At 46.4% G+C, this 13,971-nt stretch carries 12 protein-coding genes; 9 read left to right on the top strand and 3 right to left on the bottom strand.

Annotation, left to right across the window (positions count from 1 at the left end; genetic code table 11):
- The first annotated feature begins 75 nt into the window (after positions 1–75).
- From V7S65_RS26085 to V7S65_RS26075, 3 genes are all read left to right on the top strand, one after another.
- Positions 76–2,487, top strand: coding sequence for a TlpA family protein disulfide reductase (locus V7S65_RS26085; RefSeq protein ID WP_336389029.1), 2,412 nt, complete (start codon positions 76–78; stop codon positions 2,485–2,487).
- A gap of 8 nt (positions 2,488–2,495) precedes the next feature.
- Complete coding sequence (locus V7S65_RS26080; RefSeq protein ID WP_336389030.1) at positions 2,496–3,809, top strand: M20/M25/M40 family metallo-hydrolase; 1,314 nt, start codon at positions 2,496–2,498, stop codon at positions 3,807–3,809.
- 139 nt (positions 3,810–3,948) lie between these two features.
- Positions 3,949–4,710: a hypothetical protein gene (locus V7S65_RS26075; RefSeq protein WP_336389031.1), complete on the top strand. Its 762-nt coding sequence runs from the start codon at positions 3,949–3,951 to the stop codon at positions 4,708–4,710.
- 69 nt (positions 4,711–4,779) lie between these two features.
- Here the strand turns inward: V7S65_RS26075 and V7S65_RS26070 are convergent, their stop codons facing one another.
- Positions 4,780–5,631, bottom strand: a complete 852-nt coding sequence (locus tag V7S65_RS26070; protein WP_336389032.1) for an endonuclease/exonuclease/phosphatase family protein — start codon at positions 5,629–5,631, stop codon at positions 4,780–4,782.
- 83 nt (positions 5,632–5,714) lie between these two features.
- Complete coding sequence (locus V7S65_RS26065; protein ID WP_111579933.1) at positions 5,715–6,401, bottom strand: peptidoglycan DD-metalloendopeptidase family protein; 687 nt, start codon at positions 6,399–6,401, stop codon at positions 5,715–5,717.
- A 66-nt stretch (positions 6,402–6,467) separates the two neighbouring features.
- Here V7S65_RS26065 and V7S65_RS26060 point away from each other — a divergent pair, with 66 nt between their 5' ends.
- The 4 genes from V7S65_RS26060 to V7S65_RS26045 all read left to right on the top strand — a co-directional run bounded on the left by V7S65_RS26060 (position 6,468) and on the right by V7S65_RS26045 (position 9,242).
- Positions 6,468–7,226 (top strand): prolipoprotein diacylglyceryl transferase, encoded by a 759-nt coding sequence (locus V7S65_RS26060; RefSeq protein WP_336389033.1) that lies wholly within the window; start codon positions 6,468–6,470, stop codon positions 7,224–7,226.
- Positions 7,219–8,628, top strand: a complete 1,410-nt coding sequence (locus tag V7S65_RS26055; RefSeq protein WP_111579935.1) for a radical SAM protein — start codon at positions 7,219–7,221, stop codon at positions 8,626–8,628. The genes V7S65_RS26060 and V7S65_RS26055 overlap by 8 nt, the downstream gene beginning before the upstream one ends.
- A gap of 10 nt (positions 8,629–8,638) precedes the next feature.
- Entirely contained in the window at positions 8,639–8,905 is a 267-nt protein-coding gene (locus V7S65_RS26050) for a hypothetical protein (protein ID WP_336389034.1), read from the top strand.
- 67 nt (positions 8,906–8,972) lie between these two features.
- Positions 8,973–9,242, top strand: coding sequence for a hypothetical protein (locus V7S65_RS26045; RefSeq protein ID WP_336389035.1), 270 nt, complete (start codon positions 8,973–8,975; stop codon positions 9,240–9,242).
- A 493-nt stretch (positions 9,243–9,735) separates the two neighbouring features.
- Here V7S65_RS26045 and leuS read toward each other — a convergent pair whose 3' ends face one another.
- Complete coding sequence (gene leuS / locus V7S65_RS26040; protein ID WP_336389036.1) at positions 9,736–12,501, bottom strand: leucine--tRNA ligase; 2,766 nt, start codon at positions 12,499–12,501, stop codon at positions 9,736–9,738.
- A 261-nt stretch (positions 12,502–12,762) separates the two neighbouring features.
- Here leuS and V7S65_RS26035 point away from each other — a divergent pair, with 261 nt between their 5' ends.
- Both V7S65_RS26035 and V7S65_RS26030 read left to right on the top strand, forming a co-directional pair.
- The gene (locus V7S65_RS26035) at positions 12,763–13,635 is read left to right on the top strand and encodes a cell division protein FtsX (RefSeq protein ID WP_079473552.1); all 873 of its coding nucleotides are present in this window, start codon (positions 12,763–12,765) and stop codon (positions 13,633–13,635) included.
- Between the two features lie 36 nt (positions 13,636–13,671).
- Positions 13,672–13,947, top strand: coding sequence for a DUF3098 domain-containing protein (locus V7S65_RS26030; protein WP_079473553.1), 276 nt, complete (start codon positions 13,672–13,674; stop codon positions 13,945–13,947).
- Positions 13,948–13,971: the final 24 nt, after the last annotated feature.

The following is a 13,971-nucleotide window of genomic DNA, read 5'->3' as shown; positions in this document are numbered from 1 at the left end:
ATTCAAAGGTAGCGGGCAGCTATTGTATGTTCGTTTTTATATGCTTATTTTAAGAGATTAAAACCACCCCCTGATATGCCAAAGTACCTGTTGCTCCTTGTTTACTTAGCCCTTGCCTGCAGCCCCGTTGCGACCATTGCCCAGTTAAAATTTAAGAAGAATGATTCCTGGCGGTACCAGTTAATCGTAAAAGATAGTTTTCCACCACACATTGTACAGGAAGTGGAGAAAATAGTACGGGTTACTATTACCGGCAACAACCCGGATGGCAGCACCAATGCAGTATATGTGCTGGAGAGTGTAGCCGTCCACGGATCGGGCGCTAATTTTAATTCAGCAGATCCGGATACTTATGCCGGAGAATGGAGAATCATGGAGTTTATGCAGCTGTTGCATCAGCCGCTGGAATTTAAAATATTTCCCAACGACAGTATCAGTGAACCCGGTAATACAGCTGCTGTTGCTAAAGCAGCAGCAGCCTCCCTGGGGCTGACCAGCGAAATGGAGGATGCTCTTGCCGGCAACTGGAAGTTTTTGCAGGTGGAACTGAAATTCCTGTTCCCCACATCGCCCAAACAGCTGGCTGTAAATGATGAATGGAAAGAAAGTCCCTGGAAATTCAGGGTTGTGAACGCAGAAAAGGATCTGGTGGAAGTAGCAGGTACCCCTGAAGAGAACAACAGCGACAGCGTGGTGGTAACAGGCGCCATTTCGTATACCCTTTCCCGTAACAAGGGGAATGTGCAGAAGTTCAGATCCATAAGCCGGCAGGCGACGAGAAACGGCAAGGTGTTAACGGCAAGAGATGTAAATATATTACCGTCTCCTCCTAAAGCACTGCCGGCTGATACAGCCTGGGCTAACACACTGGTACGTATGAGCGGATTGAGTAACTCGCTGAAGGTAAACGGGGAATCTGATTCCGCAAAAATTGCACAGTTCCTCGCGGTGACTACGCCTAAGTACGGCAACCGGCTGGCTTTTAAACTGGCAAAGCTGGATATTTATGGCAGCGGTTCTGAATACATGTATGAGCAATACCAGCACGCACTGAAAGATCTTCCTTCAGCAGCACTGGCAGGATCATCTTCTCACCTGTTTAATAAATTGCAGAATACTTACTATCAAAATCCGGATAGTGCAATGGTACTGTTGAAACTTTTGTCTGCCGACGGAAGCATGCTCAACTCCTGGCTCGATCAATCCTTTGCGCAATATTTACCACAACATGATTTTGATACCACGGAAGCAAGGCAGGAGTTTCGCAGCAGAGGTGTCAGCGAAGCGCGCATCGCAGAAATATTTGAAGAAAGCAGGAAAGCGCCTGCAGGCGCTCAATTGCTGATGACCAGGATGATGGCCGAAAAGGACAGTATTTTGCAGGTATCTTTACGCCCCATGTCGTTATGGAATAAAGCCATGTATACAACGGATACGGCTATATTAAAAAGTATTGCGGCAGATTTCGGGCAAATAAGTCCGGCGGAAATGACGCTGGGTAAAGCGGCCCGTTATGAATTGCTGGTGCAGGATATCCTGCGCAAAGCCAATATGCCGGCGGCCGCAGATGCTTTGCTGGACAAGGCATTAACCGATCTTAAAAATAACCAGGCCGATACCGCTTTCTGGACAGCGCATCCGGAATTGAAAAGTAAAAAAGCAGCGAATAAAAATATCCTTTCACACGCTTATTATCTTAAATACGAACATACAAAGGCGACCGATAAAAAAACAGCGTTGAACTACCTCGCGCTGGCGGCCGGCATTGCCCCGAAAAGCAACGCGGAAAAAGCTCATGAAAGTTTTTACGATCGCCATTTTCTCCACTCGGAAGAAAATTACAGCGCTCATTTCGCTAAAGAACTGGAAGCACTCGGCAAACCGGAAGAAGCCATGAGAGTGTTATCGAAGCAGCTTACCGCCCAGCCGGATATGCTGGACAGTACCCGCGCCTTTTTTAATGCACACTTTCCTGGTAAATCTTTCAACGCTTACTTCCGGGATGTATTACTGAAGGAGTGGGAAGATGCACCTGATTTCACGCTGAAAGGGATGAACAATGAAAATATCCGCCTGGCAGATTACCGGGGCAAATGGCTGCTGCTCGACTTCTGGGGTACCTGGTGTGCACCCTGCCGGAAAGACTTACCACACCTCAATCAACTGGCGGAAGAAATAAATGCCGGGAAGTATCCCGGGAACGCCATCCTGGCCGTTTCCTGCCGCGAGCCAATAGAAACAACACGCAGTTTCATTACCGCCAATAAATACATTTTCCCGGCCGCCCACGCCGACGATAAGATCGAAAAATCTTACAAAATAAAAGGTTATCCTACCAAAGTGTTAGTTTCGCCTGATGGGAAAATGTTAGACTTGCAATTCGGAGCAGACTATGCTTCCATCCTGCAGGCATATAGCAATGCCTATTTCACACAGGAAAAAGAACAACCATCCACCATCAAAATAGACAACAAGAAAAAGGATTAACCGCTTATATGAAGAAATCACTGTTATTATTACTGGCTGCCGGCAGCCTTTCCACTACCGGTTATGCACAGGATATCAAAGAAAAGGAAGTAGCCCGCGTGATCAGCACACTGGCTGCCGACGACATGGAAGGACGTTACCCCGGCACACCCGGTATAGAAAAGGCTGCGCAGTTTATCAGCAGCGAGTTTGCCAAAGCAGGTATTCAACCATTGCCCGGCGAAAAAAACTTCCTGCAGGAATTCGGCAAGTTCAGCTTAAAAACTTCCAGTGTATCCCTTACCGTTAGCGGGGAAACTAAAGACTGGCCCGTGGCTGCTGTAGGCACCGGCCGCAGCTTCGACTGGGAAAAAGACAGCAGTTACAACACCGTTTATGCCAACGAACCGGCTGAGCTGATGAAAATACTGCGTAACCCGGCAGCGCTGCAAAAGAATACCCTCGTTTGGGTAGGCGCAGCAATGGCCGGTTACATCAGCAATATCACCGCTTCCTTTTCAGAGCGTAGTTATGATACACAGAGTGAGCTGGAAGCAGTACCACCTGCTGAAAAGCAGGTTATACTCGTATTCGCAAAAGAGACAGTGGCAGATACCGCTTCCTGGAGCCTTCATCTCCGCCGCGAAATTACCGGGCAGCACTTTGCCAACGTAGCCGGTATGATTAAAGGAAGCACAAAACCAGATGAGTTCGTGATCTTCTCCGGTCACTACGATCACCTGGGTATATTACCTTCCGAGGCAGGCGACAGTATCGCCAATGGCGCAGATGATGATGCATCGGGTACCACAGCGGTAATCATGCTGTCGAAGTATTTTAAGAAACACCCTCCCAAACGCTCCGTGATTTTTGTAGCCTTTACAGCAGAAGAATCCGGCGGACATGGATCACGTTATTTTTCAGAACACCAGGATCCGGAGAAAGTAGTGGCCATGTTTAATATTGAGATGATTGGTAAGGAGTCCAAATTCGGGAAGAACAGCGCCTTTATCACCGGGTTTGAAAGATCCAGCTTTGGCCCTATCCTTCAACGCAACCTGAAAGGATCGAACTTTACCTTCCATCCCGATCCTTACCCGGAGCAGGACCTGTTTTACCGGTCAGACAATGCCACCCTTGCCAGGCAAGGCGTTCCGGCACATACAATTTCCACTACGCAGATAGATAAAGACCACTTCTATCACACCGTGAAAGACGAATTGGCTACACTTGATATTAAAAACATTACTGATATTATTAAAGCAATTGCCATCAGCGCCGGTACTATTGTGAATGGTACGGATACGCCTACACGAATTGAGAAGGCATTGCTGAGAAAATAACTCATATATTGATCCGGTTGAACGAAGCTCAACCGGATCATTCTTTTTTAATTAACAGTGAACTTATTTTTTTCTCCAAATTCTTTGTTAAATTTACTGCACGACTTTTCCCAATTAGTCATTTAAAACCATATCGATAATGAAAACCGGAATCCTACATTTCTGCGGTGCTATAGGCATTGCAAGTATCTTACTATCGTCGTGTGCCAATACGGACATGGCTAAACCAGATACCAATCAACCAATCGACAACGCGGATGCTGCCAGCGTGAACTATGAAATTTCAGCGATCAACCCAACTGCCACGTTATCACCTGATGCTTCAGGACGCTTATCTGCTCTCACCGGAGATGCAGCTATGGCTAAAGCAGCCTCTGGAGGTTTCGACATCACCTGGGACACTGCCACTGCACGTTTAAGAGAAATCCGCTTCGATGCCAGACGTGGTAAAGATGAAGTGGAATTCAAATTAAAAACAGACAGGCAGATTGACCTGAAACAAGTACCTGCTATAATAGGTGCTATTAAAATTCCTAAAGGAACTTACCAGCAGGTAAAAGTGTATGCAAGAGTAGAAGGGGATAAGCAAGATCCTGCAGTAAGACTGAAAGGTTTTATCACCTGGGACAGCAAGAAAATTCCAGTTGAAATCCTGCTTTCCGGCAAGATTGAATTGCAGGCTCATGGAAAGGATGTAGTGGTAACCGACACCAAAATTGATTGGAAAGGTTCCCTCAAAATTTCTATGGACCTCATCCTCACCAAACTGCAGATCGGCGACTTTACCGGCTCCTTTGCCAATGGTAAGTTACAGATCAGCATAGATGTTAACGGCAACCTCCATAACAAGGTGGTGGATGCACTGGAAAACAGTATGTCAGTGGAACATACGCACGACTAAGTAGCGAAAACTTTTAAAATAACGGATCTGTGGAGAGATACACTTCTCTGCAGATCCGTTATTTTTTTACTATCTTATAATAATCTCCGCATACACCGCGAAATGATCAGACGCATATCTTCCTTCCCAAGCTTCAGAAATGCTGGCATGTTTTAAAACATCGTATTTTCCTTTGAGAAAGATATAATCAATGGGCTGGTTGTCCCGTTCTGCGATATTCCATCCGTTGAAAGTGCCGGCAGGACCAAAGTGCGGCGTTTTACTGATTGCCTTACTATCGGCTAAATGCAGCGGATCATTGGGATTCATAATAATCTGAATGGGTTCATCAGATGGTACCGCGTTGAAGTCGCCGGTAATAATGGCTGCCTCTTTTCCCGCAATGAGATGTACCCGTTGCAGCAATAGCTTCGCGCTTTCCCTGCGTGCAATTTTCCCCATGTGATCAAAGTGGGTGTTGAAGTGATAAAACAGCTTGTTTGTTTTTTTATCCCTGAACTTTCCCCAGGTAACAATACGGGCGCAGGCCCCGTCCCATCCGATATGACCGGCTACTGCCGGCGTTTCCGACAGCCAGAACGTTTCGCTGTTTAACAATTGCAAACGGGCAGTATCATAGAATATCGCGGAAAATTCTCCTTTTGTTTTTCCGTCGTCGCGGCCTACACCAATCATTTTATATTGGGGCAACCTTTGCTGAAGATCCTGCATCTGGTCGTACAGTGCTTCCTGCACACCCAGCGTATGGGCCCCCAGGAACAGGATTTCGGATGCTACTTTATCTTTGCGGTGTGGCCATGCATTAGCGCTGTCGTCCGGGTTATTATACCGTATGTTGAAAGTCATCACCTTCAATGGAACCTGTGCGGCAAGAGCGCTCACGAGCAGGCAGCAAAAAACTGTCAGCCATAGTCTTCTCATACTAATTCAATTTTAGCCTGTAAAAATAACACGGGGAAGCATAAATCCCAGTGAAGCAGGAATAATTTATCAGTAAGATATTCTTAGTGGGTATACTGATTAAGTTGAAGGATTAAGTCGGGGTCGGGGCAGTTTTGCAGGTATTTTTCTTTTTCGCTGTAGCGGCATACACCGGGATAATCGCCGCGGAAACCCTGCATATCTTCAATTACCTGGAAATGCAGGTGTGGCGGCCATCCGCCATTTTCAGCCGGTGTACCGAAATGAGCCAGCGCCTGTCCCGCAGTGATGGGCATATTTTCATACAACCCCTGGAGGTTGGAAATGCTGAGGTGACCATACAGGGTATAGAAGGTGTATCCGTCCAGCTGGTGCTGAAGAATGATAGTAGCGCCATAATCCCCGAAATGATCATTAAAACGGAAACTATGTACATGCGCATTCATAGGGGCATAAAGCCGGGTGCCGGTTTCTCCCCATACATCAATACCGAGGTGTAAGCGCCGTGGTTCTTCCCCGGCATCAAAATGAGGGCTTACCGCATAAATAGTACGATGCTCCGCATAGCCGCCGATACCCAGCCGGCAGCCGCTTTGCTCCAGCGTATTGTCGATATACCGGCTAAACCGGTTAATATCCTGCAGTATGTTTTTGGTGAGGGTAGTGTTATTGGCGGTGAAATCCATTACCAGCAGGGATTCATGATCTCCCAAAAGCGGAATAACCGGCTTAAAGGTGGACTGATATTTCTTTAATACCTCCTGTAACATATTTTGTGATGCTTGACTTTCGTCTAAATATAAATATTAATTTGTGTATTAAATAATGCTGGTCCTTTGCAGTTCCCCATCTATATCAATTTGTTTTCCTTACATTTTCCGCTGCACGCTGTAACGGAAACCCTGGGTATGTTTATCGGCTTCCGGTATTTTTTATACCTGCGCCGGCAGCAGGGCGACCGGATAGAAAGCAGTAACCGCCTCTGGGCCATTATAGGCGCCATTTTCGGCGCTTTATTCGGAAGCCGGTTGTTAGGTGCGCTGGAAAACCCGCCGGGCCTGTATCAGGCCAATAACCTGTTTTTTTATATCTATCAGAATAAAACCATCGTGGGAGGATTGCTGGGTGGGCTGATCGGGGTGGAGCTGATCAAGAAAATAATCGGCGAAAAGCATTCCACCGGCGACCTGTTTGTGTATCCCCTGATACTGGCCATGATCATAGGCCGTATAGGTTGTTTTACGATGGGTATTTATGAAGAAACCTACGGACTGCCCACCTCATTGCCCTGGGGCATGGATCTGGGCGATGGCATCCCCCGGCACCCGGTATCTCTCTATGAAATTATTTTTTTAATATTATTATGGCAGATGTTAACCGGCATCAGCCACCGCTATTCCCTGGTAAACGGCGCACGGTTTAAACTTTTCATGATTGCCTACCTGCTGTTCCGTTTCGGCCTGGATTTTATCAAGCCGGGATATCGCTTCGCTTTCGGGCTGGGATCCATACAGCTGGCCTGTTTGGCCGGATTACTCTATTATTCGCCGGTGATTATTTTTCCTTCACGACTAACACAAAAACAATATGCCTGAAAAAAATTACACCTACTATGATTTTACACTCAGCATCTGCAGTACCTGTTTACGCCGTGTAGACGCGAAGGTGATATTTGAAGACGAAAAGGTTTTCATGATCAAGCATTGTCCGCATCATGGAAAAGAAAAGGTGTTAATCGCTACCGATATCGATTACTACAAAAATACACGCAACTATAACAAACCTTCCGAAGCGCCGCTGAAAACCAATACCAGCACACATTACGGTTGCCCTTATGATTGTGGCCTCTGTAAAGATCATGAGCAGCATTCCTGCCTGAGCGTGATTGAGGTAACAGACCGCTGTAATCTTACCTGTCCTACCTGCTACGCGATGTCCTCGCCACACTACGGCCGGCACCGCACCCTGGAAGAAATAGAACAGATGCTGGATATCATCGTGGAAAACGAAGGACAACCGGATGTGGTGCAACTCAGCGGGGGAGAACCTACTATCCATCCACAGTTCTTTGAAATACTGGATATCGCCAAAACAAAACCGATCCGCCATCTTATGATCAACACCAACGGTGTGCGTATCGCAAAAGATAAAGAATTCACCGCACGACTAGCCACCTATATGCCGGATTTTGAAGTGTATCTTCAGTTCGACAGCTTTAAGCCGGAAGCGCTGGAACGTATGCGTGGAAAGGATCTGACGGATGTAAGAAAACAGGCGCTGGAAAATCTCAATGAAGTAAATCTCAGCACCACATTAGTGGTTACCCTGCAACGCGGCGTGAATGAAGATGAAATGGGCGCCATTATCGACTATGCCCTGAAGCAACCCTGCGTTCGTGGCGTTACGTTTCAACCGGTACAGGTGGCAGGCCGCACCGATGGCTTCGACCCCGCTACGGATCGTATTACGCTTACAGAAGTACGGCAGCGTATCCTGGAGCAATCACCCATCTGGAACGATCACGACATTATTCCCGTTCCCTGCAACCCCGATGCGTTGGCAATGGCTTATGCACTCAAAATAGACGGACAGGTATATCCGCTCACCCGCTACGTAGATCCCGCTGTACTACTGAATAATTCAAAAAATACCATCGTGTATGAACAGGACGAAAGGCTGCATCAGCACATCCTGAAAATATTCAGTACCGGCATCTCTACCGATGCTGCCGTAAATGATATGCAGTCGCTGCTTTGCTGCCTGCCACAGGTACAGGCTCCCGGTCTCGACTATACGAACCTGTTCCGCATTGTGATCATGCGTTTCCTGGATGCCTACGATTTTGATGTGCGTGCCATTAAAAAATCGTGCGTGCATATTGTACATAAAGATGGCCGCATCATCCCGTTTGAAACCATGAACCTGTTTTACCGCGATGACAAAGAAGCCTATTTAAAACAACTCCAGGAAGAACGGACCTTTATTCCTATCGTTTAAATGATTGTATATGAATAAATTTTTCAAAGATGTACTCTTATTTACCCTGATACCACTGGGCATTTTCCTGGTGATGTGCATAGCCGGCGATGAAGGTATCATTGCTGCCGGACTGATAGCGATGTTCCTGGTAGCGGCCTATTTTGTGATTGGCCTCATCCTGGTCATTGTTAATAAGAATCATATGGGGAAAGTGTTGTTATTGTCGTCCGGGATTATTTTGCTGGTGGGGTTGTCTACCTGCGGGCTTATTTTAAGCGGTTTGAGTGTACGGTAGGCTATGTTTATGAGAAGAATTTTAAAACATGTTGCATTGGTGTAGCTGCTTCCTAATAAATTAAACGATGAATAAAACCTTAAAACAAGTACTGCTTTTAATATTAATTCCTGTGGTATGTACTGCATTATTGTTTGCTGTAGAGCCGCAGGCCACTATGGAGCACCTGGGCATTTTTAAATACCTGATAGGCGGATATATCATTGTGGGATTAGTATTGCTGTTTACAGGAGATCGGCAGTTGGGTAAGTCGTTATTGATTGCCGGAGGAGTATTGATTATTGGAACCATTGCATCCTTTATAGTAGCATTAATTTCCTACACCGGCATAGCATAAAGAGGTCCGTTATGCGCTGGCCGGATTTTATTAAATATCCAGTGTTTTCTACGGAAAATTGGTTTATTTTTTGCGTTTTATGGAATTTTTGGAAAATTCAGTGAAATTCAGAGGCTTCACCTACGTCATTCCTTAAATAATTTAATAAGGTGAGCGGCATTTAACTGCAATGATTTATTAAATGCCGCTCAATTACTTACACCAGTATATTTGATATATATGCCATTTCACTTATATGGCAGCGCCTGCATAAGCGCCCTGTACTTTTTCGTCTGTAAAGCCCTGTGGTAAAGGGTTACATGATCAAGTCCACGTCCCCTCCACGTCACCTCCGGGGAATCTCCATGTATTAAGCATGTCCTAAGCATATGCTAAGTATAGATGAAGCATTCCCCAGTCAATCTTTAAGCAATCCCTGTTATCCCCCTAATTTCCCAAAATCACAAAAAGTTAATCAGTAAAATCAGGGGAATCCTGGGAGAGACAATCTCCGCTATATCACCACATTAATCATCTTTCCTTTTACGATAATCACCTTTTTAGGCGCTTTCCCTTCCAGCCATTTCTGTACTACTTCACTGGCCAGTACTTCTTTTTCAATATCAGGAATAGCCGCATCCAGTGAGAAGCCCATTTCAGAGCGGGTTTTACCGTTAATAGCTATCGGGTAATTGAAGGCGCTTTCCTTTGTGTATTGTTCTTCATACACCGGGTAAAGTGCATTCAGTATGCTTTCATTATTGCCGATGTATTGCCACAGTTCTTCACACAGGTGGGGCGCATAGGGTGTGAGCAGGATCAGCAATGGCTCCAGGATGCTGCGTTTGTGACAACGCAGGGTAGCGAGTTCATTTACACAGATCATAAACTGGCTCACCGCTGTATTGTAGGAGAAGCTGGAAGTATCGTGATCTATTTTCTGGATAGTTTTATGCAGTATTTTCAGTTCCTCCGGTGTGGCTGGTTGTTCATTTACCAGGATGCCTTTCTGCTCATCGGCAAACAGGCGCCATAGTTTTTTCAGGAAGCGGTGTACACCTTCAATACCCTTGGTATCCCAGGGTTTGGATTGTTCCACCGGGCCCAGGAACATTTCGTACATGCGGAAAGTATCAGCGCCGTATTTTTCCACCAGGTCGTTTGGATTAACGGTGTTGAATAAACGCTTGCTCATTTTTTCCAGCTGTACGCCGCAAATGTATTTACCGTCTTCCAGTATGAATGTTGCATCTGCAAAGTCGGGCTTCCATTTTTTAAACGCTTCAGTGTCCAGTTCTACGCCGTCTACGATATTTACATCTACGTGCAGTTCATCAGTTTCATACTGATCTTTCAAACCATGTGAAACATATTGATGCGTACCGCGAACACGGTATACAAGTCTGGAGCTACCGCCAATCATCCCCTGGTTGATCAGCGACTTAAACGGCTCATCAAAACCGATATGTCCCAGGTCGTACAGCACTTTGGTCCACATACGGGAGTAGAGCAGGTGCCCTACGGCGTGTTCGGTACCGCCTACATATACATCTACCTGGTTCCAGTAGTCGGTAGCTTTGCGGTCGGCAAAGGTTTTATCATTATGCGGGTCCATGTAGCGCAGGAAATACCAGCTGCTGCCGGCGTATCCGGGCATGGTGTTGGTTTCGCGTTTCACGCCGGGGGCCACGTTTACCCAATCGGTAATGTTGGCCAGGGGGCCTTCGCCTTCTTCGCCGGGTTTATAGTTTTCCACATGCGGTAATTCCAGCGGCAGGTCTTTTTCATCCATTGCGTAAGGAATACCGTTTTTATAGATGATGGGGAAAGGTTCGCCCCAGTAACGTTGACGGCTAAAGCCGGCGTCGCGCATTTTATAGTTGATCTGGCGTTTGCCGATTCCCAGTTCTTCCAGTTTGGTGATCACCACATCCATAGCGGGTTTCATGTCCATGCCATCGAGGAAGCCGCTGTTTTGCAGTTTGGCTTCTTTGGTAGGATTGGCTTCCTGTCCGTTGAAGGCATCGCCGATGATGTTGGTGATGGGGATATTGAAATGTTTGGCAAAGCCAAAGTCGCGCTGATCGCCGCAGGGCACCGCCATAATAGCGCCGGTACCGTAGCCGGCCAGCACGTATTCCGCAATCCACACGGGGATTTCGCGGCCATCAAACGGATTGATGGCGTATGCGCCGGTAAAGCAGCCGGTGATTTGTTTTACATCGGCCATGCGTTCCCGTTCGGAGCGGCTTTGCACGTATTCGAGGTATTTATCAATTTCGGATTGTTGTTCCGGGGTGGTGATCCGGGATACCAGTTCGTGTTCAGGCGCCACTACCATGAAGTCCACGCCGAAAATGGTATCCGGGCGGGTAGTGTATACTTCCACGTGTTCAGTGGAGTTTTTCAGGGCGAACTTAATTTCGGCTCCCTGGCTTTTACCGATCCAGTTGCGCTGCATTTCTTTCATGGCATCGCTGAAGGATACTGTTTCCAGTCCTTCCAGGAGGCGGTTGGCGTATTCGGTGATACGCAGAAACCACTGGCTCATCTTTTTCTTCACTACCGGATAGCCGCCACGTTCACTCACGCCGTTCACTACTTCATCGTTGGCGAGTACGGTGCCCAGTGCTGCGCACCAGTTAACTTCGGCATGCGCCAGGTAGGCCAGGCGATACTGCATGAGTATGTTGCGCTGTTCCTGCTCACTATAGCTTTTCCAGTTGGCGGCAGTAAATTGTATGCTCCGGTCGCCGGGGCAGATATGACCGGCATTACCATCTTTCTCAAAAATAGCTACCAGGGAAGCGATGGGTGCTGCTTTCTTTGTGCTGCGGTTATACCAGCTTTCAAAGATCTGGAGGAAGATCCATTGGGTCCATTTATAATAGGAAGGGTCGCTGGTGGTTACCTGGCGGTCCCAGTCGTAGCAAAAGCCAATATTATCCAGTTGTTCACGGAAGGCTTTGATATTTTGTTCGGTGGTTACTGCGGGATGCTGACCTGTTTCAAGGGCATATTGTTCTGTTGGCAAACCAAACGCATCATATCCCATTGCATGGAGCACGTTAAAGCCTTTTAGTCTTTTATAGCGCGAATAGATGTCTGTTGCAATGTATCCCAGCGGGTGGCCTACGTGTAAGCCGGCTCCGGAAGGATAGGGGAACATGTCCAGTACATAACATTTGGGCTTGGGACTGTTATTGCTCACACGGTAAGCATGCGATTGCTCCCATTGTTGCTGCCATTTTTTTTCGATTGCCCTGAAATTGTATTCCATATCTGTTGTAGATGAACCTTAATTGTCCGGATATAAACAATACGTCCGGTCATTAAGGCGTTATCAGTTATAATTTAAAAAGTTGTTCTAATGCCTGTTCAGCAAAATAATGTTAAATTCATTAATACTCCAATGTCATTCCCCAACATCTCTATATATTGCCGTTCTATTGTCCGGAAAGGGTGTATTACCTGACCGGGTTGGCAAAATTAAACACATAACTATTAATTTTTATTATTTTCGCCGATAAACTGCAGATTAATGGCGCAATCCGGGAAATCATCAGCAAAGAAGTCGAAACCATCCTACCTGTACTCCATCATTGGTGTGGCACTGGTATTGTTTTTACTGGGCACATTGGGTCTGGTGGTAATACATGCTAACAAGCTGAGTGTGTATTTTAAGGAAAGCATAGAGATACAGGTCATCCTCCGGGATAACGTGAAAGAAGCACAGGCCACGGCCCTGCGCGATTCTATGGCCCACAGGCCATATATTAAGTCAATTGAATATGTGTCGAAAGACATGGCGGCACAGCGGTTCAAAAAGGATTTCGGGGAGGACTTTATCTCCCTGTTGCAATACAACCCGCTGTACAGCAGCATCAACATAAAGGCAAACGCCAATTATGTAAACAATGATAGTTTGAAGGTCATTGAAAATAACCTGTCGCAGCAAAGCATCGTAAGGGAAATATCCTATCAGCGTATGCTGGTGAGCAAACTGAACGAAAACGTAAACAGGATCGGATTAATTATCCTGATCATCAGCGGGTTATTATGCCTGGTGGTGATATTCCTGATCGACAATACCATTCGTTTAGCCATGTTCAGCAACCGGTTCCTCATCAAAACCATGCAAATGGTGGGAGCTACCCGCTGGTTTATTGCCAAACCCTTTGACCTGCGCAGTATTGCCAATGGCGCCATCGCCGCAGTAATCGCTATCGCAGGGCTGATCGGTATCATGTCGGTATCCGATAAATTATTGCCGGAACTGGCAGGATTACGTGATAACCTGATGATCGCATTCCTCTTTATAGGCATGATCCTTATCGGGATCAGTATTTCCCTGGTGAGCACACACCGCTCCGTAATGAAATACCTGCGCCTGAAACTGGACGATCTGTATTAACTTTAAATCTTTAACGAAGATATAATACCAAACACTATGGCTAAAACAGCTTTAAATAAGGAGGCAGAAAACACATTGGCCGACAGCCGCCCTATTTTTCCAAAAGAAAACTACAAATTTATGCTGGCTGGTATTGTGGTGATTATCCTGGGCTTCCTCTTTATGATGGGAGGAGATTCCAGTGATCCCAACAGCTTCAAACCCGAACAGGTATATAGCTTCCGCAGAATCACCCTGGCGCCCATCGTTATTGTACTGGGCCTCGTGATAGAAGTGTACGCTATTATGCACCGTCCGAAACCGAAAGCATAATTGCTTCTATAAAAGTATTTTAAC

This window comes from Chitinophaga sp. CCNWYY40 (assembly GCF_037483205.1).
GTDB lineage: Bacteria > Bacteroidota > Bacteroidia > Chitinophagales > Chitinophagaceae > Chitinophaga > Chitinophaga ginsengisegetis.
Note: the sequence above shows the minus strand (reverse complement) of the source record. Positions and strands in the feature narration are given on the sequence as shown.